Source organism: Janthinobacterium sp. UMAB-56 (assembly GCF_900095265.1).
Classification (GTDB): Bacteria; Pseudomonadota; Gammaproteobacteria; order Burkholderiales; family Burkholderiaceae_D; genus Janthinobacterium.
The window spans coordinates 305,516-325,574 of record NZ_LT607652.1; the positions used below are offsets into that span (position 1 = coordinate 305,516).

Below are 20,059 nucleotides of genomic sequence, written 5' to 3' on the forward strand. Positions count from 1 at the left end.
CTGACTGATCATTATGGCAACCATCGATACCAGCAACACCGTCACCACCGACCTGATGGCGACGATGAATCCGAAGAAGACGACGGCCGCCGCAGGCAGTGTCGAAGCGGAAACGAACAAATTCCTTACCCTGCTGGTCACCCAGTTGAAAAACCAGGACCCGATGAACCCGCTGGACAATGCACAGCTGACCAGTCAGCTGGCGCAGCTGTCCACGGTGACGGGCGTCAACAAGCTCAATACCACGGTGGAAAGCTTGAAAGCCAGCTACCAGCAAGCCGAATCCATGCAGGCGGCCAATATCATCGGCCACGGCGTGTTGACGGCGGGCAAGGATATCAACCTGAGCAAGAGCGCCGCCCTGCTGGGCGTGGACCTGGCCACGGCAGCCGACAAGGTCAAGGTCATCATCTACAAGGATGGCAAGGAAGTCCATTCCATCGACCTGGGCGCACAGGAAGCGGGCACCTTGCCACTGGGCTGGAATGGTTCTACCGCCGATCTCGACAAGGATGGCAAGAACATCGTCCTGGCCGACGGCGCTTATACCTTCGCGGTGGAAGCCACGCGCGGTGGCACCAAGCTCAAGGATGCAACGGCGCTGATGTTCGGTTCGGTCGCCAGTGTGTCGACGGGCGCGAATGGCGTGAAATTGAATGTTCCGGGCGTGGGCAGCATCACCATGGCCGACGTGAAACAGATACTGTAAGCCGCTTCCCCTTAGCGTGACCCTCTACCCCCAAATATCTACCAGGAGAACACAATGTCTTTCCAACAAGGCCTGAGCGGCTTGAATGGCGCCGCCAAATCGCTGGACGTCATCGGCAACAACATCGCCAACTCGTCGACCGTGGGTTTCAAGCAGTCGCAGGCCCAGTTCGCCGACATTTATGCCAACTCACTGTATGGTGTAGGTGGCAACCAGGCGGGGATCGGCGTATCGGTTTCGCAAATCGCCCAGCAATTTAACCAGGGCAACCTGGAAACTTCGTCGAACCCGCTCGACATCGCCATCAATGGCGGCGGCTTCTTCCGTACCAGCGTCAACGGCGCCATCCAGTACTCGCGCAATGGCCAGTTTCAGGTCGACAAGAGCGGCTTCATCGTCAACGCCCAACTGGCGCAGCTGACCGGCTATCCGGCCGACGTCAACGGCAAGATCGTTGCCGGCGCCATCGTGCCACTGCAGATCGACCAGTCGGACATGAAGCCGGAGGCAACCACCAAGATCGATACGCAAGTCAATCTGAATTCGAATACGGCCATGCCGACCACGGTGCCGTTCAATTCAACTGACGATACCTCGTACCACAAGCAGTTTCCCGTCGAAGTCTTCGATTCGCTGGGCAATTCCCACAATATGTCGAATTTCTACGTCAAGACGGGCACCAACACCTGGGATGTCTACTCGGCCATTGACGGCACGGAAGTGACCAGCATGAAGGCCGCAGCCGCCCTGCAGACGGACCCTGCTTCGCTGGCCGCGCGCGCCGCTTACCAGGCTGCCGCCACAGCCGTGCCGCTGGTGCCGGCCAATGTGACGACCGCCGCCGTTGCCTACGGCAATGCGGCCGGTGCCGCCGTCTCGGCTGCCGCCGCTGCTGCGGGCGCCACGCCGGCGCAATTGGCCGCCATCGCCGCCACCTACGGCAGTGCTGTGCCGAATGGCGTCAATTCGAGCCGCACGCCCGACCAGATCGATGCGGCCATCCGTGCCGTGACGGTGGTCCCAGCCGTCAAGACCGGTTCGCTGGTCTTCAACACGGTGGGTAGCCTGGACAAGGCCGCCATGCTGGCCCTGGTGCCGCCGCAATCCTTGCCCGTCACCGTCAACCTGCCGATCTTCCCCGCCACGGGCGCCAATGCGACCCTGTCGGTACAGGTCGATTTCACCAAGTCGACCCAACTGGGCACGACTACGGCGGAAAAGAAAACGGAAGCGGACGGCTACAAGGCGGGCCAGCTGAGCCAATTTATCGTCGGCAACGATGGCGTGATCCAGGGCCAGTACAACAATGGCAAGACGCGCAGCCTGGGCCAGGTGGTGTTGAGCAACTTTGTCAACCCGAACGGCCTTGAGCCTCTGGGTAACAATGCCTGGGTGGAAAGTTCGGCCTCGGGCAAGCCCGTCACGGGCGAGCCCAAGACCGGCAACCTGGGCAACTTGCGTGCCTCGGCGGTGGAAGTATCGAACGTCGATCTGACGGCGGAACTGGTCAACATGATCACGGCCCAGCGCGCCTACCAGGCGAATGCGCAAACCATCAAGACGCAGGATTCGGTCTTGCAAACACTCGTCAACCTGCGCTAACGTGGGGGCGCCTCGTTAAGCTACTGCGCGTCTCACTACCGGGCCGGCGTTGCTCGCTGTACCTCCGTACAGCTGCGCTACTCAAGCCGGTATTGAATCGCTCGCTACGCTTTCCGAGGCACCCGTGATGTTGCCGTATTTTTGCAGTAACCGCATCAGTTGCGATCTAGGCAGGAGAAACACATGGACCGTCTCATCTACACCGCCGGCTCGGGCGCCAAGCACATCCTGGACAAGCAGGCGACCACCGCGAATAACCTGGCGAACGCCACCAGCACGGGTTTCCGTGCCCAGCTCGACTCGTTCCGCGCCGTGCCCGTGGTGGCCGACGGCATGATGCCGACGCGCGCCTTCGTCGTCGATTCGACGGTCGGTTCCGATTTCACGCAAGGTCCCATGCAGCATACGGGCCGCGCGCTCGACGTGGCCGTGGAAAATGCGGGCTGGATCGCGGTGCAGTCGGCCGACGGTTCCGAAGCCTACACGCGCAACGGCGCCTTCAAGCTCAATGAAAACGGCATGCTGCAAACGCAGGGCGGGCTGATGGTGCAGGGCGATACGGGCCCCATGGCCATTCCGCCCGGCGTCACGGTGGCCATTGCCAGCGACGGCACGGTGGGCACGATTTCCACCGACGTGCCGCCGGGGCCATCGACGGTGCTGGGACGCATCAAGCTGGTCAATCCGCCCGAGCAGCAACTGGTGCGCGGCGACGACGGCCTGTTCCGTCTGAAGGACGGCACGGTGGCGCAGGCCGACCAGGCTGTGAAGCTGACCACGGGCGCGCTGGAAGGCAGCAATGTCAGCCCCGTCGATTCCATGGTCAGCATGATCGCCCTGGCGCGCCAGTTCGAAACGCAAATGAGCTTGTTGAAGAATGCCGAGAATAACGCGGCGAAAGCCACCCAGATCCTCGCTTTGAATTGATGGGGGCACCCGCATAATGGTCACATAGAAATAGTCTACAGGGCTGACTAGCGCTGTTATTGGAGAAAAATCATGATTCGTTCCCTTTGGATTGCCAAAACCGGCCTGGAAGCGCAACAGACGCAGATGGACGTGATCGCCAATAACCTGGCCAACGTCAGCACCACCGGCTTCAAGAAGTCGCGTGCCGTGTTTGAAGATTTGCTGTATCAAAATGTGCGCCAGCCGGGCGCGCAATCGTCGCAGCAGACGCAGCTGCCATCGGGCTTGCAGATCGGCACCGGCGTACGCACCGTGGCCACCGAACGCATCCATACGCAAGGCAATCCCCAGGCATCGGGCAATTCGCGCGACGTGATGGTCAACGGCACGGGCTTCTTCCAGGTGCTGATGCCGGACGGCGCCACTGCCTACACGCGCGACGGTTCTTTCCAGACAGACGCCAACGGCCAGCTCGTCACGTCCGAAGGCTTCGTCATCCAGCCCGCCATCACCGTGCCGACGAATGCGCTGAGCCTGACCGTGGCGCGCGACGGCACCGTCTCCGTCACCTTGCCCGATACAGTGGCGCCATCGCAAATCGGCTCCCTGCAGCTGACCACCTTCGTCAATCCGGCCGGCCTGGAATCGAAGGGTGAAAACCTGTACATGGAAACGGGCGCTTCCGGCGTGGCGCAGACCAACACCCCGGGCACGAATGGCGCCGGCGTGCTGATGCAGGGCTATATCGAATCCTCGAACGTCAACGTGGCCGAGGAAATGGTCAACATGATCCAGACGCAGCGCGCCTACGAGATCAACAGCAAGGCCATCACCACATCCGACCAGATGCTGCAGAAATTGTCGCAACTTTAATTTTCATAGTCGTCATGCCATCCGCCGCAGGATGGCAGCGGAGGTTTGTCATGCAATATCCCATCATCGCCCTGTTGTCCGCAGTCCTGCTGTCCGGCTGCGCCATCACGCCCACCTCGATCGTGCAATACCCGACCACCACGCGCGCGCCGATGCCGGAACCCGTAGTCGTCAGCAATGGCTCCATCTACCAGCCGTCGACCTACCGACCCGCCTTCGAAGACCGCCGCGCCCGTCACGTGGGCGACACCATGATCATCGCCATCACCGAGCGCACGAATGCCGTCAAGTCGGGCGCCAGTTCCGGCAACAAGTCCGGCAGCGTGGGCTTCAGCACGCCCGGCTTCGCCCAGGGCCGCCTGGGCGGCAGCGTTGCGGCGACTGGCGCGACGAAGTTTTCCGATGGCGACAACCAGTCCGCCAGCAACACTTTTTCCGGCACGATCGGCGTGACGGTGATCGAGGTATTGCCGAACGGCAACCTGATCGTCGCCGGCGAAAAACAGATCGCCATGAACAAGGGCACGGAATTCATCCGCTTCTCGGGCATGGTCAATCCCGATACCATCGGCACGGGCAACGTCGTGCCATCGACCCAGGTGGCCGATGCGCGCGTCGAATACCGCACCAACAGCCAGATCGACCGCGCCGAGATGGCCTCGATGGCGTCGCGCTTCTTCCTCAGCCTGCTGCCGTTCTGACCATGGCTACTTTTAACTTTCCCCGCTGTTGCGCCATTTTCGGCCTCGCTTGCGCCCTGCTGGCGCCCATGGCGCAGGCCGAGCGCCTGAAGGACCTGGCCAGCATCGCCGGCGTGCGCCAGAATCAGCTGATGGGCTATGGCCTCGTCGTCGGCCTCGACGGCAGCGGCGACCAGACCACGCAAACCCCGTTCACCATCCAGAGCGTGGCGGCAATGCTGCAGCAGCAGGGCATCAACTTGCCGCAAGGCACGAGTTTGCAGCTGAAAAACGTGGCCGCCGTGATGGTGACGACGGCCTTGCCCGCGTTTGCCCAACCGGGCCAGTTGCTCGATGTGACGGTGTCGTCGATGGGTAATGCGAAAAGCTTGCGCGGCGGCACCTTATTGATGACGCCGCTGAAGGGCGCCGATGGCCAGGTGTATGGCATGGCGCAGGGCAACGTGCTGGTGGGCGGCGTGGGCGCGCAGGCGGCCGGCAGTTCCGTCGTCATCAATCACTTGAGCGTGGGGCGTATCTCTGGCGGCGCCACCGTCGAGCGCAGCGTACCGTCGGTACTGGGCGCCAACAACACGATACGCCTGGAATTGAACGCCACCGATTTCGCCACCGCCAGCCGCGTGGTCGACGCCATCAACAGCCGCTACGGTGCCGGCACGGCCGCCGCGCTGGACGGGCGCGTGATCCAGGTGCAGTCGCCGGGCGGCAGCGATCAGCGCGTGGCCTTTTTGGGCCAGCTGGAAAGCATCGAAGTCAATCCGGCCCGCCTGGCGGCCAAGGTCATCATGAATGCGCGCACCGGCTCGGTGGTGATGAACCAGTCCGTGACCCTGGAAACGTGTGCCATTTCGCACGGCAACCTGTCCGTCACCATCAATGTCGAGCCGCAGGTGAGCCAGCCGGCCCCCTTGTCAGGTGGACGCACGGTGGTCACGCAAACGGCGCAGATCGATATCAAGAAGGAGCCGGGCAAGGTCATGCTGGTCAAGGGCGGCGCTTCGCTGTCCGACGTGGTCAAGGCTTTGAACGCCATCGGCGCCTCGCCGCAAGACTTGCTGGCCATACTGCAGGCGATGAAGGCGGCCGGCTCGCTGCGCGCCGAACTCGAAATCATTTGATGGGCACGCCATGATCAGCCAAACCGACCTCAGCAATACCGCCGCCTATGACGTCAAGGGCATGGATGGCTTGCGCCAGTCCGCCAAGGCGAAGGACCCTGCCGCCCTGAAAGAGGCGGCCACGCAATTCGAAGCCATGTTCATCAACATGATGATGAAAAGCATGCGCGACGCCACGCCGCAGGACGGCATCATGGATAGCCAGCAAAGCAAGATGTACACCTCCATGCTGGACCAGCAGACGAGCCAGAACCTGGCCAAGCGTGGCACGGGACTGGCCGACGTGCTGATCCGCCAACTGTCGTCGTCGAACCAGGCACTGGCCGCCGATGGCGCCGAAGCGCCGTCGCCCCGTTCGTCGAGCATGGCGCAGGCGCTGGCTGCATTCCGCCAGCAGCAGGGCGCCCTCGCCGAGGGTCCAGGCAGCGCCACCGGCACCGGCAAGACGCTGAGCGACAAGGCCAACGCCACGCAGGCGCCGCATGTGCGCGCCTTCCAGGAAAAGCTGGGCGTGCATGCGGAAGAAGCCAGCCGTGCCACCGGCATCCCGGCCAAATTCATGCTGGGCCAGGCAGCGTTGGAAACGGGCTGGGGCAAGCGCGAAATCATCAACCGCGACGGCAGCAGCAGTCACAATCTGTTCGGCATCAAGGCGTCCGGCGACTGGAAGGGCAAGGTCACCGAAGCCGTCACCACGGAATATGTGAATGGCAAGGCGCAGCGCAAGGTGGAAAAATTCCGCGCCTACGACAGCTACGCGGACAGCTTCAAGGATTATGCGCAGTTGATTACCAACAACAAGCGCTACGAGAAAGTGCTGGCCAACGCGGGCGACGCCAGCACGTTCGCCCAGGGCTTGCAAAAGGCGGGCTACGCGACGGACCCGAATTACGCTGCCAAATTGACAAAAATCATCAAGCATTCGCTGGTCGGTTAAGTCGTTTTTATACCCTTGTGCAGGCCGCGCGCTTCAAGTTTTCGCTGCGGCTGCCGTAAATACTCTTGACGGTAACCAATAAGACACCATGACTTCGAATCTACTCAGCATCGGTAAGAGCGGTTTGCTTGCAGCGCAGGTGGGCCTGTCGACGACCGGGCATAACATCACCAATGCCAACGTGGACGGTTACAGCCGTCAGGTGGTGCTGCAGCAGACGGCGCAGTTCAATAATGCCGGTTATGGCTTTGTTGGCAATGGTACCGAGGTATCGCAAATCAAGCGCCAGTACGACGGTTTCATGGCTTCCCAGGTGAATGCTGCGCAGGCGACCACGAGTTCGCTCGACGCCTACTATACGCAGATCACGCAGATCGACAATATGCTGGCCGACCCCACGGCCGGGCTGTCGCCGGCGATGGCCGACTTCTTCAAGGGCGTGCAGGATTTCAGTTCGAATCCCTCGTCTGTTTCGTCGCGCCAGGCATTGTTGTCGAGCGCAAATTCGCTGACGGCGCGCTTCCAGGGCCTCAGCGCGCGTCTGACGGAAATCGGCGATGGTGTCAATTCGCAGATCACTTCGAACGTGAAGGTGATCAACTCCTACGCCAAGCAGATCGCGGAACTCAATACGTCGATTACCAACCTGACCACGAGTGAAAGCAATCAGCCCAACGATTTGCTGGACCAGCGCGACCAGTTGATCGCGGAGCTGAACAAATACGTCAAGGCAACGGTTCAGCCTGGCGCCGGCAACTCGATTTCCGTCTCGATCGGTTCGGGCCAGCCGCTGGTGGTGGGCAGCAAGAACTTTGAACTGGCCACCACGCCGTCGCCGACGGATCCGAACCGCCTGGACGTCGGTTATGTGACGGGATCGAGCGTCACCAAGCTGTCGGAAAGTTCTCTCAGCGGCGGTGCGCTGGGCGGCTTGCTGGAATTCCGCAGCGGCAGCCTGGACCGTATCCAGAATTCGCTGGGCAAGGTCGCCATCGCGCTGGCATCTTCCTTCAATGAGCAGCACAAGCTGGGCCAGGACTTGAATGGCGACATGGGCGGCGATTTCTTCAAGTTGCCCGATCCCGTCATCGGCGCCGACTACCGCAACAACGCCACCAGCACGACTGCAGTGTCGGCCAAGGTCAGCGATCCGACCAAGCTGACGGCCAGCGATTATGCCGTGAAGTATGACGGCGCGAACTATGTGGTGACGCGCCAGAGCGACGGCGCGAAAACGACCATCAATCCGTATCCGCAAACGGTGCCGCAGACCATCGACGGCGTGGATTTCTCGATCACGGGCGCGGCTGCCGAGGGCGACAACTTCATGGTCAGGCCAACGGCCCACGGCGCTTCAGATCTGGCCGTGGCGATTACCGACCGCAACAAGCTGGCCGCCGGCGCGCCGATCGCCACGTCGGCGCCGGTGGCCAACACGGGCAGCGGCAAACTCAGCGCCGGCTCCGTCGACAAGTCCTACCTGACCCCGGGCAATGCCCTGACCGCACCGCTGACCTTGACGTATGACAAGGCGAGCACCTCACTGACAGGTTTCCCCGCCGGCCAGGCGGTAACGGTGAAAGGCTTGAATGGCGCCACCACCACCTATCCGGCCGGTACGGCGAACATCCCCTATACGGAAGGCGACAGCTTCAGCTTTGGCGGCATCAACGTCAGCATGACGGGCGCGCCCGCGCAGGGCGATACCTTCACCATTGCGCCGAACACGGGCGGGGTGGGTGACAACCGCAATGCCGCTCTGCTGGCGGGCTTGCAGACGAAAAATATTCTCGACGGCGGCAAGGCCACGTTCCAGGGTTCGTACGCGGAAACCGTCAGCTATGTAGGCAACAAGACGCGCGAAGTACAGGTCAGCGGCCTGGCCAGCCTGGCCTTGCTGCAACAAACCAGTACGCAGCAGCAAGCCGTCTCCGGCGTCAACCTCGATGAAGAGGCTGCCAACCTGCTGCGTTACCAGCAAGCCTACCAGGCGTGCGGCAAGGTTATGCAGATCGCCAGCACCCTGTTCGACGTGGTCATCGGCCTCGGACGTTAATTATTCAAGCGGCGGCGCATAGCGCCCCGCCGCCATCAGGAAGGGCAGCATCATGCGCATCAGTACCAAAATGATCTATGAAGCGGGCAGCACGCAGCTGAACAATCTGCAGGGTGCCTTGAACCGCACCCAGATGCAGCTGTCGGCAAATCGCCGCAACCTGACGCCGGCCGACGACCCGATCGCTTCTGCGCGCGCGCTGGAAGTGACGCAGTCGCAATCGATCAATACGCAATTCGTGACGAACCGCTCAAACGCCAAGAATTTCCTGTCGCAGGAAGAGCTGGCGCTGGCCAGCACCACCTCGCTGATCGCCGATGTGCAGGATCTGGTGCGCAAGGCCGGCAATCCGGCCTTGAAGGATGTCGACCGCCAGAGTCTGGCCACGGAGCTGAAGGGGCGCCTGACCGACCTGATGGGCATCGCCAACACTTCCGACAACGCGGGCGGCTATCTGTTCGGCGGCTACAAGTCGTCCACCCAGCCGTTCAGCCAGACGCCGGGCGGCGCCAGCTACGTGGGTGACCAGGGCCAGCGCGAGCTGCAGGTGGGCTCGACGCGCTACCTGGCCACCAGCGATTCGGGCGCGGCCGTGTTCGAGAATAATTTGACGGGCAACGGCAAGTTCACCACGGCGGCCGACCCTGGCAATTTCACGCGCGGCGGCGCCGGCATCATTTCCGGTGGTACCGTCACCGATCCCAGCAAGTTGACGGGACATAAGTACTCGATCGATTTCCAGGTGACGGGCACGGGCACCGATGCCGTCACGACCTATACCGTGACGGATGCGACCCTGGGCCAGACCATCCCGAATCCCGCCGTGCCCGTAGCCTACAAGACGGGCGACGCGATTAACTTTGACGGCCAGCAAGTCAACATCGCGGGCAAGCCTGCCGACCAGGACAAGTTCACCCTGGAGCCCAGCGGCAAGGAATCGATCTTTACCACCATCACCAACCTGATCGGCGCGCTGGGTCAGCCTGCCTCGGGTGACGCGGGCCAGGCGCGCATGACGGCCAGCCTGAACGCGGCGCAGGATATTTTCAACACGGCTTACGACAATGTGCTGTCGGTGCGTGCGGAAGTCGGTTCGCGCCTGAAGGAACTCGACACGCTCGACAGCGCCGGCGACGACCTCGACCTGCAGTATGCGACCACCCTGTCCGGCTTGCAGGACCTGGACATGGTGAAGGCGATTTCCCTGTTCAGCCAGCAGCAGACCACCCTGCAGGCGGCGCAGAAGTCCTTTACCTCCATCTCGGGCCTGTCGCTGTTCAATTACATCAGATAAGCCGTCCGCATTGCAGCTGTATGCGGCCAGGGCGGGGCAGGGAAGCCGCATGCCCAGATGAACAATACATGGCGTTCGCTACGCAGTCCCAATTACCGTATCTGGGCCGGCGGCGCCTTCGTGTCGAATATCGGCACCTGGATGCAGCGCACGGCGCAGGATTGGCTGGTGCTGAGCGAATTGACGTAGCACAATGCCAGCGCCGTCGGCATCGTCATGGCCTTGCAGTTCGGCCCGCAGTTGTTGTTGCTGCCCCTGACGGGCATGGCAGCCGACTTGCTGGATCGCAGGAAATTGTTGCTGTGCACGCAGGCGGCCATGGGCTTGCTGGCGCTGGGCCTCGGGATATTGTGTATCAGCGGCCAGGTACAACTGTGGCAGGTGTATGTGTTTGCTTTCCTGCTGGGTTGCGTGACGGCCTTCGATGCGCCCGTGCGCCAGACGTTTGTTTCCGAAATCGTCGGCGAGGACGACCTGGCGAACGCCGTGGCGCTCAATTCCACCTCGTTCAATGCGGCCCGCATGCTGGGCCCGGCTGTCGCTGGTTTGCTCATCATTAGCGTCGGCAGCGGCTGGGTCTTCCTCATCAATGCGGCCTCGTTTGCCGCCGTGATCGCTTCGCTGATGCTAGTGCGCGTGGAACTGCTGCGCCGTGCACCGCGCCTGAAGGCCACGCGCGCGCCTTGGCGAAGGTTGGCGCTACGTGCGCCGGCGGCCCGACCTGATGCTCATCCTGCTGATGCTGTTCCTGATCGGCACCTTCGGCCTGAATTTCCCCATTTTCCTGTCGACCATGTCGCTGACGGCCTTCCATGCGGGCGCCGGCCAGTATGGCGTGCTCAGTTCCGTGATGGCTTGCGCGCTGGCGGCCGTCATGCCCAACTACTGGTTGTTCGGCATGATGCTGGTAGTGATTGGTATCGCCGCGCAAACGTTTATCACCAGTGTCTACAGTAGCGTGCAACTGTCGACGGCGCCCGCCATGCGGGGCCGCGTGATGGCGCTACTCTCGGCCATCTCGGCGGGCGGCACGCCGCTGGGCGCGCCCATCGTGGGCTGGGTGGCCGACACCTTCGGCCCGCGCTGGGCGCTGGGCATCGCCGCCCTGTCTGGCCTGGCGGCGGCGCTGGTCGGCGTGCGCTACCTGGTCAGGCATCACCACTTGCGTTTGAATCTCGATGTGCGGCGCTGGCGCGTGGCGCTCAGCAGCGACCAGCGATAAACGAAGGAATCAGGGCGGCTGCGGCGCCGGCGTCGCCGGGCGCAAGGGGTTCGGCGGGGCGGGTGGGGGAGGCCGGTCGCGCGTGGCAAAGCCGCGCGGCAGCAAACGCGCCGTTTCTATGCCGCGCAGGAACATGTTCTGGAAGGGCGTGGCCAGGTAGGGCAGGACCATGCCGATCACCAGCAAGCCCACGCCCAGAGTGACGGGAAAGCCGATACCGAAAATATTCAGTTGCGGCGCGGCCCGCGTCAAAATGCCCAGGGCCACGTTGGTCAGCAGCAGGGCGGCGATGACGGGCAGGGCAATTTGCAGGCCGGAGCGGAAAATTTCCCCACCCCAGGCTGCCAATTGCTGGAAGCCACCGCCGCTGATGGGACTCGATGAGATGGGCAGGCTGACAAAACTTTCCGCCAGCGCCGCCAGCAAGACCAGGTGGCCATTGACAGTCAGAAACATCAACGTGGCCAGCATGACGAGGAACTGGCTGATGGCCGAAGACCTGCCCTTGGTTTGCGGGTCGAAGAAGGAGGCGAAGCCCAGGCCCATGGTCAGACTGCTGAGCTCGCCCGCCATTTCGACGGCGGAAAACACGATGCGGATGGAAAAACCCATGGCCAGGCCCACCAGCATCTCTTGCGTGAGGATCAGCAAGCCGGGCAGGGACATCGGGTTGACGGCAGGCAGGGCCGGCACGGTGGGGGCGATGATCATGGCCAGCAGCGCACCCAGTGTCACCTTCACGCTGGCCGGCACGGCCGCGTTGCCGAACAGGGGGGCGGCCGCAATCAGGCCGAGTATGCGGCTAAGCGGCCACAGCAGTGCTGCGATCCAGGTGTTCAGTTCGATGCTCGACAGGGTCAGCATGGCGTCTGCCGTGGCCCCATGCCTAGCCGACCAGGTTCGGAATGCCGGTAAATACCTGGCGCATGTAGTCGAGCATGACGGACAGCATCCACGGGCCGGCCACGACGAGGGCGACAAAGATGCCGACCAGCTTGGGGATGAAAGACAGGGTCGCCTCGTTGATCTGCGTGGCCGCCTGGAAGATGCTGACGATCAAGCCGATGATGAGGGCGACGAGCAGCATGGGCGCGGCCACCATCAGGGTGATTTCCATCGCGTGGCGGCCCAGGGTCATGACGCTTTCGGGGGTCATCGTATGCTTCCCTACCTAGTAAAAGCTCTGGGAGAGTGAACCTAGCAGCAACTGCCAGCCATCGACCAGCACGAACAGCATCAGCTTGAACGGCAGCGAAATGGTGGCCGGCGACATCATCATCATCCCCATCGACATCAGTACGCTGGCGACCACCATGTCGATGATCAAAAACGGGATGAAGATGGCAAAGCCGATTTGGAACGCCGTCTTCAGTTCGCTGGTGACGAAGGCGGGCACGAGGATGCGCAGGGGCACGTCTTCCGGGCCTTGCAGGGCTGGCGAGCGCGACATCTTGGCAAACAGGGCCAGGTCAGCCTGGCGCGTCTGCTTGAGCATGAAGGTCTTCAGCGGATCGACGCCCTTGTCCATCGCCTGCTGCATGCTGATCTTGTTTTCCTGATAGGGAAGATAGGCATCCGTATAAATCTTGTCGAACACGGGGCCCATGACGAACAGGGTCAAAAACAGGGCCAGCCCCACCAGCACCTGGTTCGGTGGCGCCGATTGCGTGCCGATGGCCTGGCGCAGCAAGGACAGCACGATGATGATGCGCGTAAAGCAGGTCATCATCAAGAGGGCCGCCGGCAGGAAGGTGAGCGACGTCATCAGGATGAGCGTCTGCACCGGCAGCGAGTAGTTCTGCCCGCCGCCCGGCGCCGGCGTGCTGTTGAAGGCCGGGATGCCAGGCTGGGCCATGGCCCACAGCGGCAAGGCCAGCGCGGCGGTGGCCAGCAGCCAGCTCAGGGGAGTCTTTACCTTGGACCATGCCATCTGCTGCTTATTTCCCATTGCGTTTTTCGATGGTCTGTTTCAGCCACTCGGAAAAATTGGCGGCCGCGGGGCCGTTTTGCGTCGCGGCCAGTTGCGGCAGTTCGCCTTCCTGGCGCGGCATGGTGGCCAGCGCGTTCACGCGGCCGGGCGAGGCGCCGACGACGATCCACTGGTCGGCCACTTCGACGAGGACGATGCGTTCGCGTCCGCCCAGGTTGAGCGAGCTGACGACGCGCATCTTGTTGTTGCCGCCCATGACCTTGGGGCCATAGCGCTTCATGAACCACGCCAGGCCGATCAAGAGGGCCAGTACGAACACGAGCGCGAAGATGGTTTGCAACAGGCTGCCGGCCGAGCTTGTCGGCGCCATCGTCATCGGCGCGCCCGCCGGCATGGCGGGCAGGGCGGCGGCGGGTGCGGGTGCGGCGGCAGGTGCTGCGACCGGCACCGCTGCGGCGGCTGGCGGTGTCTCGCTTGCCAGCGCGACAGACGCGCTGGCGGCGCTGGCCGCCGGCGCTGACGCGGTTGCCGGTTCCGCTTGGGCAATGCTGCATGCCGCCATGAGCGGCAGCAGGGTGGAAATCAACAGGCCAGGCTTCATTTATTCAATTTTCGGATGCGTTCGGAAGGCGTGATGATGTCGGTCAGGCGGATGCCGAACTTGTCATTCACCACCACCACTTCGCCCTGGGCGATCAGGCAGCCGTTCACCAGCACGTCCATCGGTTCGCCCGCCAGGCCGTCGAGTTCGACCACGGAACCCTGTGCCAGTTGCAGCAGGTTCTTGATGGCGATCTTGGTGCGGCCCAGTTCGACCGTCAGCTGCACGGGGATATCGAGGATGAAATCGATATCGTTGTGCGTTTCCGACTTCGATGCCTGCTTGGAAAAGTCCTTGAATACGGCGGCGCTGGCCGCGCTGGCCGTATTGGCTGCCTGGTTCTGCAGCGCTTCGGCTTCCGCCTTGGCCTGCTCGGCAATGGCCGCGCCCCAATCGTCTTCCGCGCTTTGGTCGTCTTGGTTGTCAGACATGTGTTTCTCCTGTTGTACAGATGCGGGCCGCAGCGCGGCCCGGGGGCATTATTTAATGATTGTTCATGTTATCGGCATTGGCGAGGAGTTTCTCCACCTTCAATGCATATTGTCCGTTCAACACGCCGTAGGTGCAATCCATCACGGGTACGCCATCGACGGTGGCGGCGATCAGTTCGGGAATATTCAGCGGGATGATGTCGCCCACCTTCATGTTCAGGATTTCGTCGAACGACACGCGCGCCGTGCCCAGCGAAGCGACCAGCTCGACTTCGGCGATCTGGATCTGCTGCGTCATCAAACGGATCCAGCGCTTGTCCACTTCCAGCGCCTCGCCCTGCAGGCTCGAGGTCAGTGAATCGCGGATCGGCTCGATCATCGAGTACGGCATGCAGAAGTGGATTTGTCCGGAAACGGAGCCAAGTTCCACCGTAAACGTGGATGCTACCACCACCTCGTTCGGCGTGGCGATATTGGCGAACTGCGTGTTCATTTCTGAACGAATATATTCGAATTCGACGGGGAAGACCGGCTCCCACGACTTGGTATAGGCTTCGAAGACGATATCGAGGATGCGCAAGATGATGCGCTGCTCCGTCTGCGTAAAGTCGCGCCCTTCGACGCGCGTATGAAAACGTCCGTCGCCGCCAAACAGATTGTCGACCAGCAGGAACACCAGGCCCGGATCGAAGACCATCAGGGCCGTGCCGCGCAGCGGCTTCATGTGGACCAGGTTCAGATTGGTCGGCACCACCAGATTGCGGATGAACTCGCTATATTTCGATACGCGCACGGAACCCACCGACACTTCGGCGCTGCGGCGCAGGAAGTTGAACAGGCCCACGCGCAGCAGGCGGGCGAAACGCTCGTTGATAATTTCCAACGTTGGCATCCGGCCGCGCACGATGCGCTCCTGGGTTGCCAGGTTGTAGGTACGAACTCCCGTGACATCTTCCGGCGTCTGCGCGTCGTCCTGGTCTCCGTTGACGCCCTTCAGAAGGGCATCGACTTCTTCCTGGGAGAGGAAATTATCGGCCATGGCTGCTTATTGAATGATGAATGCGGTAAATAATACGTCCGTCACGTCTTGCTCCGGCCCTTTGTCCTCGAACGGCTGGTTCACCTGATTGATGATTTCGGCCGCCAGTTGCTGCTTGCCTTCCACGGTATTGAGTTCGGATGCCTTCTTGCCGGACAGCAGCAGCAGCAGGCGGCTGCGCACCTTCGGCATGTTCAGCTTGATTGTATCCATTTCTTCCGGGCTGCTGACCTGCAAGGTGAAGGCGATCTGCAAGTATTGCTCGCCGTTTTCCGGCTGCAAGTTGACGGTGAAGGAGTCGACAGGCACGAAGACGGGCGGACCGGCCTTGGACGCGGCATGTTTTTTCTTGCTGGGCGCCGCTTCTTCTTTATCGGCTTTGCCATGCAGGAAGTACCAGGCGGCACCGCCACCGATGCCGCCAGCCACCAGCACCGCGGCCAGCACGATGATCAGAAGCTTCTTTTTCGAGGCGCCGGCGGGAGCCAGGCCTGCATCTGCTTTCGGATCTGCTTTCATTTTTGGATTTGCTTTCAATGGTACTCGAGTGCATGGAAGTGGCTCACGACGCCATTATGTCATTATCGGCAAATTCTGCGCAGAAGGATGCAGTGAAAAGAGGGTGTAAGCGCCCTCAACTCGCTGTTTTTATACGAAAAGTTACGTCGTGGGGTGCGCCAGTGGCTTGTGCACGACGACATTTCCTCAGGCAAAGGTATCCACGGCACTCAGGCTGGGCCGGCTGCGTCCGCCTGCCGCCGGCGCGATGGCGATCTCGCCACCCGAGACGCCGCCGCCCTGGCCCTGGCCACGGCGTTCGCCCGAGGTGGCTCGCTCGCCATTGCTTTGCTGTTCCGGCGTGCCGGCCGAGACGGTGGCACTGCCAAAGGCGATGCCCGCTTCGCTCATCATTTCGCGCAGGCGCGGCATGGCAGCTTCCAGCGCCTGGCGCACTTCGGGTTGGGCCGACATGAAGGCCGCATCGGCCTGGTCATTGGTCACCGTCAGTACCACTTGCACGGGGCCCAGGTCGGGCGGATTCAGGGTCAGGGTGGCGCTCTGGTCGCCACCGGCCGCCATCCATACGACTTTCTGGCCCAGTTGCTGGTCCCAGGCCGGCGTGCCGACCCGGCCTGCCAGCTTGTCGGCAGGCACGGCCACGGCGGCCGCTGCCTGCTGCAGCGCGCCCGGCTGCAACTGGGCCGCCAGGCGGCTCAGGTCGGCAGGCGTTTCCTTGAGGAGTGGTTCGACCACGGCGCTGCCAGCCTTGGCGGACGCTGCCAGTTGGGCGTCGATGGCCAGCTTGCCAGGCTCGGTCTTGCCGCCTGGCACGCTGCTGCCTTGTGTGGCGGCCGTCTTGCCCTGGGCCTGGCCCAGGCTGTCGGCAAAGGCGCCGCTGTCGGCTTGCGCGATGACGGTGGTGGCGGCCTTGCCGCTGTCCTGGCCGGCTGCCAGCAATGGACTTGCCGCCAGGCCCTTGCCCTCGGCCTTGACGCCGGCGCGGGCGGGCAATTCCTGCACGCCCTTGGCTGCTGCCGCCGACGGCTGGATGGCCAGCTGGATGCTGCCCACCAGGGCCAGCATCTCGGCTGCCGGATCGGCTGGCGGCGTGACTGTCGCGGCCGCAGCGGTGGCTACGCTGGCCTCGCTCTCGGTCGTGGCGCTGTCAGCGGCGGTCTCACTGGCCGGCGCTGGCGGCTGGTCGCTGGCGGCTGCCTGTTCGCTGCCCGCTTGCGTCGGCTTCGCTTCATTGGCGGGCGACTGCGTCGCGGGCGCTGGCGCTGGCGCTGGCGTGGCCGCAGGGCTGGCGGGGCGGGGCGCCGGCGCTTGTACTTGTGCCTGCGCCATATTGCGGCTGCTCTGGCGTTGTTCGATCNNNTTCAGGGTGCGCTGGAAGTCGCCCGCCGTGCCGCTGGTGGACGGCTGGCTGCGGTTGGCTGCGCCCGGCGTGGCGTTGGGCGAGATAATCTGGGAAATCGGGGTTGGCTGGGTTTGCATGATGCTGCCTCAGTGTTGCTTAGCGTTTGTAATAGGCTTGTCGCGCCGCGTGCTCATCCATTGCTTTCTGGTCGCGCTTGTTTTCCAGCTTCAGCGCCTGTTCCTGTGCCCGGTTGTTCAGGGTGGTGTAGGACATGCGCTTGCGTTCGGCCAGTTGCCAGCGCATCTTTTCATTTTCGCTGCGGGCCTGCGCATGCTCGACCACTTGCTGCTGGCCCAGGATGGCGCTATCGAGCTTGACCATGAAGGCCTGGAAGTTGCGGTACGCCATGGGCGTAATGCCGCTGCTCATGCTCGCCTCAAAACGCTGGGCATAGTCGTCGCGGTAGCCGGACAGCATGTCGAGCTTCTGGCGGCAATCGTCGAGCGCTTTCAGGGCTGCGCCCAGGCGCTTGGCGCAGTCATCCGTTTCGCGCTGGGCAAGGTCGATCAGGGTTGCAAGTTGGGAAGGAGAAGCCATGGTTGATTATATTCCCGCTGTGCAAGCCCTCATCAGTCGAATAGAGCGGTAAGTTGCCCCAAGCTCTCGTCCATGCTGACCCGCTCCGTGATTTGCTGTTGTAAAAACGCTTCAATCTTGTCATGCAGGGCGATGGCCTGGTCCAGCACGGGGTCGGTGCCGGCGCTGTAGGCGCCCACGCTGATCAGGTCGCGGCTGCGTTCATAGCGCGAATACAACTGTTTCAGCTTGCGCGCCTGCTGCTGGTGCTCGGGCGTGGTGATCGAGTGGGCGGCGCGCGAAATCGATTGCTCGATGTCGATGGCGGGATAATGGCCCGCTTCGGCAAGGCGGCGGTTGAGCACGATATGCCCGTCCAGGATGGCGCGCGCCGAGTCGGCGATCGGGTCTTGCTGGTCGTCGCCCTCGGTCAGCACGGTGTAGAACGCCGTGATCGAGCCGCCGCCCTCTTCGCCATTGCCAGCCCGCTCCACCAGCACGGGCAGCTTGGCGAAGACGGACGGCGGATAGCCCTTGGTGGCGGGGGGCTCGCCGATGGCCAGGGCGATTTCACGCTGCGCCATGGCGTAGCGGGTCAGCGAGTCCATGATTAACAGTACATTTTGGCCCTGGTCGCGGAAATACTCGGCAATGGCCGTCGCATACGCGGCCCCTTGCAGGCGCATCAGTGGCGGCGTGTCAGCCGGCGCGGCCACCACGACGGAACGGGCCAGGCCTTCGGCGCCGAGAATCTGCTCGATGAATTCCTTCACCTCGCGTCCCCGCTCGCCAATCAGGCCGACGACGATCACGTCCGCCTCCGTGTAGCGGGCCATCATGCCCAGTAGCACGCTTTTACCCACGCCGGAACCGGCGAACAGGCCCATGCGTTGGCCACGGCCCACGGTCAGCATGGCATTGATCGAGCGCACGCCCACGTCCAGGGTATCGACGATGGGCGCGCGGCCCAGGGGATTGGCGGGGCGTACATTGATGGGAGCGCTGTCGGTCGTGTGCAACGGGCCCAGCTGATCGAGTGGCCGTCCCGCGCCGTCGAGCACGCGGCCCAGCAGTTGCGGTCCCACGGGCAAGTGTCGCGCGCGGTCGCTGGGGCGGCGGCGCGGATGCGCCACGCTGCCGGGGCGGGGAATGGCAGGTTCGACGGAAAACACGCGCGTGCCGGGCACGATGCCTTCGACGTCGCTTTGCGGCATCAAAAACAGGCGCTCGCCTTCAAAGCCCACCACTTCCGCCTCGACCCGGCCGCCATTCGGCAGCGGCACGGTGCAGGCGGCGCCCACGGCCAGGCGCAGGCCCACCGCTTCCATCACCAGGCCAGCCACGCGTGTGACCCTGCCCGATATTTGCATCGGTTCGACAAAGCCGACCACGGCCGAACAGTCGCTCAGATAGGCGCGCCAGCGCGCCGCATGGGCGGTGGGGCCTTTGACTGGCTCGCTCACGGCGCCAGCCAGTCCAGGTCCTTGCCCAGCGCATGCGTCAGGCGCTGCCAGCGGGTGGACGTTTGCGCGTCGATCTGGTTGCTGGCCGTGTCGATCTTGCAACCACCGCGTTCCACGGTCGGGTCTTCGATGACACGCCAGCCACCCTTGTGGAGTTCGTCGCCGATGCCGTCGCGCACCACTTGCGCATCTTCCGGATTGAGCATCAGCAAGGCTGGTTGTTGCAGCACGGGCAAGTATTCGATGGCTTCGCGCACCATCGGCAGCATCAGTTCGGGGCGCACGGGCAAGGCCGTTTTCAGCATGCCCTTGGCCAGCTGCAGTGCCAGTTCCATGACATCGTTGGCGATCAGTTCATCGGCCTGCTGCACGGCCGTGCCGAAGTCGACGGCGACGCTTTGCAGGTGCGCCAGTTCCACGGCGCAGGCCGCCTTGCCTTCCGCATACGACTCTGCATGGCCATCGGCATGCCCGGCCGCATGGCCTTGCGCATAGCCGGCGGCGCGGCCCTCGTCGAAGGCCGTCGCGCGCGCTGACTCGCGGATGGCGTCGAGTTCTTCCTGCGTCGGGTATTCCAGCGGCGGGGCCGGCTCTTCCTCGTGCAGCTCGCCGTACGGATCAACTTCCGGGTCGAGCTCCGGTTCGGGGTCCGGTTCGAGCAGCTTGCGCGCCGCCACCACGCTGGGACGCTCGTCGCCAAACGAGGTCATTTCCCAACGCTGGTAAGCGGTTTGTTG

At 62.9% G+C, this 20,059-nt stretch carries 20 protein-coding genes and 1 pseudogene; 10 read left to right on the forward strand and 11 right to left on the reverse strand.

Features of this window, described 5'->3' with window-relative positions:
- The first annotated feature begins 13 nt into the window (after positions 1-13).
- The 10 genes and pseudogenes from K0F85_RS04450 (at position 14) to K0F85_RS04495 (ending at position 11,421) form a co-directional block, all read left to right on the forward strand.
- Positions 14-709 (forward strand): flagellar hook assembly protein FlgD, encoded by a 696-nt coding sequence (locus tag K0F85_RS04450; protein WP_219114723.1) that lies wholly within the window; start codon positions 14-16, stop codon positions 707-709.
- 54 nt (positions 710-763) lie between these two features.
- Complete coding sequence (locus K0F85_RS04455; RefSeq protein WP_219114724.1) at positions 764-2,311, forward strand: flagellar hook protein FlgE; 1,548 nt, start codon at positions 764-766, stop codon at positions 2,309-2,311.
- A gap of 183 nt (positions 2,312-2,494) precedes the next feature.
- Positions 2,495-3,238, forward strand: a complete 744-nt coding sequence (locus tag K0F85_RS04460; RefSeq protein WP_219114725.1) for a flagellar basal body rod protein FlgF — start codon at positions 2,495-2,497, stop codon at positions 3,236-3,238.
- Between the two features lie 72 nt (positions 3,239-3,310).
- Positions 3,311-4,093: a flagellar basal-body rod protein FlgG gene (gene flgG / locus K0F85_RS04465; RefSeq protein WP_219114726.1), complete on the forward strand. Its 783-nt coding sequence runs from the start codon at positions 3,311-3,313 to the stop codon at positions 4,091-4,093.
- Positions 4,094-4,143: 50 nt separating this feature from the next.
- Positions 4,144-4,794 (forward strand): flagellar basal body L-ring protein FlgH, encoded by a 651-nt coding sequence (locus K0F85_RS04470; protein WP_219114727.1) that lies wholly within the window; start codon positions 4,144-4,146, stop codon positions 4,792-4,794.
- Positions 4,795-4,796: 2 nt separating this feature from the next.
- Positions 4,797-5,912 carry a flagellar basal body P-ring protein FlgI gene (locus K0F85_RS04475; RefSeq protein ID WP_219114728.1) on the forward strand — a complete coding sequence of 372 codons (1,116 nt, stop codon included), beginning with the start codon at positions 4,797-4,799 and terminating at the stop codon, positions 5,910-5,912.
- A gap of 10 nt (positions 5,913-5,922) precedes the next feature.
- Positions 5,923-6,849 carry a flagellar assembly peptidoglycan hydrolase FlgJ gene (flgJ, locus tag K0F85_RS04480; protein ID WP_219114729.1) on the forward strand — a complete coding sequence of 309 codons (927 nt, stop codon included), beginning with the start codon at positions 5,923-5,925 and terminating at the stop codon, positions 6,847-6,849.
- Between the two features lie 88 nt (positions 6,850-6,937).
- Positions 6,938-8,905 (forward strand): flagellar hook-associated protein FlgK, encoded by a 1,968-nt coding sequence (gene flgK / locus K0F85_RS04485; RefSeq protein WP_219114730.1) that lies wholly within the window; start codon positions 6,938-6,940, stop codon positions 8,903-8,905.
- 52 nt (positions 8,906-8,957) lie between these two features.
- Entirely contained in the window at positions 8,958-10,199 is a 1,242-nt protein-coding gene (gene flgL, locus K0F85_RS04490; protein ID WP_219114731.1) for a flagellar hook-associated protein FlgL, read from the forward strand.
- A gap of 57 nt (positions 10,200-10,256) precedes the next feature.
- A pseudogene (locus tag K0F85_RS04495) lies at positions 10,257-11,421 on the forward strand (MFS transporter).
- A 9-nt stretch (positions 11,422-11,430) separates the two neighbouring features.
- Here K0F85_RS04495 and fliR read toward each other — a convergent pair.
- The 11 genes from fliR to K0F85_RS04550 form a co-directional block, all read right to left on the reverse strand.
- Positions 11,431-12,285, reverse strand: coding sequence for a flagellar biosynthetic protein FliR (fliR, locus tag K0F85_RS04500; protein ID WP_219114732.1), 855 nt, complete (start codon positions 12,283-12,285; stop codon positions 11,431-11,433).
- 22 nt (positions 12,286-12,307) lie between these two features.
- Entirely contained in the window at positions 12,308-12,577 is a 270-nt protein-coding gene (gene fliQ, locus K0F85_RS04505) for a flagellar biosynthesis protein FliQ (protein WP_035821365.1), read from the reverse strand.
- A 15-nt stretch (positions 12,578-12,592) separates the two neighbouring features.
- Positions 12,593-13,351 carry a flagellar type III secretion system pore protein FliP gene (gene fliP, locus K0F85_RS04510; RefSeq protein WP_219115001.1) on the reverse strand — a complete coding sequence of 253 codons (759 nt, stop codon included), beginning with the start codon at positions 13,349-13,351 and terminating at the stop codon, positions 12,593-12,595.
- A gap of 7 nt (positions 13,352-13,358) precedes the next feature.
- Positions 13,359-13,952, reverse strand: coding sequence for a flagellar biosynthetic protein FliO (gene fliO, locus K0F85_RS04515; RefSeq protein ID WP_219114733.1), 594 nt, complete (start codon positions 13,950-13,952; stop codon positions 13,359-13,361).
- A complete protein-coding gene (gene fliN / locus K0F85_RS04520; RefSeq protein ID WP_034754038.1) occupies positions 13,949-14,383 on the reverse strand; it encodes a flagellar motor switch protein FliN in 435 nt (144 codons plus the stop codon). The genes fliO and fliN overlap by 4 nt, the downstream gene beginning before the upstream one ends.
- A gap of 52 nt (positions 14,384-14,435) precedes the next feature.
- Positions 14,436-15,422 (reverse strand): flagellar motor switch protein FliM, encoded by a 987-nt coding sequence (fliM, locus tag K0F85_RS04525; RefSeq protein ID WP_070220128.1) that lies wholly within the window; start codon positions 15,420-15,422, stop codon positions 14,436-14,438.
- A 6-nt stretch (positions 15,423-15,428) separates the two neighbouring features.
- Positions 15,429-15,941, reverse strand: a complete 513-nt coding sequence (fliL, locus tag K0F85_RS04530; RefSeq protein WP_219114734.1) for a flagellar basal body-associated protein FliL — start codon at positions 15,939-15,941, stop codon at positions 15,429-15,431.
- Between the two features lie 186 nt (positions 15,942-16,127).
- Positions 16,128-17,420, reverse strand: a complete 1,293-nt coding sequence (locus K0F85_RS04535) for a flagellar hook-length control protein FliK (protein WP_257572520.1) — start codon at positions 17,418-17,420, stop codon at positions 16,128-16,130.
- A gap of 19 nt (positions 17,421-17,439) precedes the next feature.
- Positions 17,440-17,880 carry a flagellar export protein FliJ gene (gene fliJ, locus K0F85_RS04540; RefSeq protein WP_219114735.1) on the reverse strand — a complete coding sequence of 147 codons (441 nt, stop codon included), beginning with the start codon at positions 17,878-17,880 and terminating at the stop codon, positions 17,440-17,442.
- A gap of 32 nt (positions 17,881-17,912) precedes the next feature.
- A complete protein-coding gene (fliI, locus tag K0F85_RS04545; protein ID WP_257572555.1) occupies positions 17,913-19,229 on the reverse strand; it encodes a flagellar protein export ATPase FliI in 1,317 nt (438 codons plus the stop codon).
- An 89-nt stretch (positions 19,230-19,318) separates the two neighbouring features.
- Positions 19,319-20,032 carry a flagellar assembly protein FliH gene (locus K0F85_RS04550; protein ID WP_219115003.1) on the reverse strand — a complete coding sequence of 238 codons (714 nt, stop codon included), beginning with the start codon at positions 20,030-20,032 and terminating at the stop codon, positions 19,319-19,321.
- Positions 20,033-20,059: the final 27 nt, after the last annotated feature.

Excerpts from the sequence above, each read along its gene's own strand:
- K0F85_RS04450 (WP_219114723.1), top strand. The coding sequence starts at position 14 with ATGGCAACCATCGATACCAGCAACACCGTCACCACCGACCTGATGGCG.
- K0F85_RS04455 (WP_219114724.1), top strand. The coding sequence starts at position 764 with ATGTCTTTCCAACAAGGCCTGAGCGGCTTGAATGGCGCCGCCAAATCG.
- K0F85_RS04460 (WP_219114725.1), top strand. The coding sequence starts at position 2,495 with ATGGACCGTCTCATCTACACCGCCGGCTCGGGCGCCAAGCACATCCTG.
- flgG (WP_219114726.1), top strand. The coding sequence starts at position 3,311 with ATGATTCGTTCCCTTTGGATTGCCAAAACCGGCCTGGAAGCGCAACAG.
- K0F85_RS04470 (WP_219114727.1), top strand. The coding sequence starts at position 4,144 with ATGCAATATCCCATCATCGCCCTGTTGTCCGCAGTCCTGCTGTCCGGC.
- K0F85_RS04475 (WP_219114728.1), top strand. The coding sequence starts at position 4,797 with ATGGCTACTTTTAACTTTCCCCGCTGTTGCGCCATTTTCGGCCTCGCT.
- flgJ (WP_219114729.1), top strand. The coding sequence starts at position 5,923 with ATGATCAGCCAAACCGACCTCAGCAATACCGCCGCCTATGACGTCAAG.
- flgK (WP_219114730.1), top strand. The coding sequence starts at position 6,938 with ATGACTTCGAATCTACTCAGCATCGGTAAGAGCGGTTTGCTTGCAGCG.
- flgL (WP_219114731.1), top strand. The coding sequence starts at position 8,958 with ATGCGCATCAGTACCAAAATGATCTATGAAGCGGGCAGCACGCAGCTG.
- fliR (WP_219114732.1), bottom strand. The coding sequence starts at position 12,285 with ATGCTGACCCTGTCGAGCATCGAACTGAACACCTGGATCGCAGCACTG.
- fliQ (WP_035821365.1), bottom strand. The coding sequence starts at position 12,577 with ATGACCCCCGAAAGCGTCATGACCCTGGGCCGCCACGCGATGGAAATC.
- fliP (WP_219115001.1), bottom strand. The coding sequence starts at position 13,351 with ATGGCATGGTCCAAGGTAAAGACTCCCCTGAGCTGGCTGCTGGCCACC.
- fliO (WP_219114733.1), bottom strand. The coding sequence starts at position 13,952 with ATGAAGCCTGGCCTGTTGATTTCCACCCTGCTGCCGCTCATGGCGGCA.
- fliN (WP_034754038.1), bottom strand. The coding sequence starts at position 14,383 with ATGTCTGACAACCAAGACGACCAAAGCGCGGAAGACGATTGGGGCGCG.
- fliM (WP_070220128.1), bottom strand. The coding sequence starts at position 15,422 with ATGGCCGATAATTTCCTCTCCCAGGAAGAAGTCGATGCCCTTCTGAAG.
- fliL (WP_219114734.1), bottom strand. The coding sequence starts at position 15,941 with ATGAAAGCAGATCCGAAAGCAGATGCAGGCCTGGCTCCCGCCGGCGCC.
- fliJ (WP_219114735.1), bottom strand. The coding sequence starts at position 17,880 with ATGGCTTCTCCTTCCCAACTTGCAACCCTGATCGACCTTGCCCAGCGC.
- fliI (WP_257572555.1), bottom strand. The coding sequence starts at position 19,229 with ATGCAAATATCGGGCAGGGTCACACGCGTGGCTGGCCTGGTGATGGAA.
- K0F85_RS04550 (WP_219115003.1), bottom strand. The coding sequence starts at position 20,032 with ATGACCTCGTTTGGCGACGAGCGTCCCAGCGTGGTGGCGGCGCGCAAG.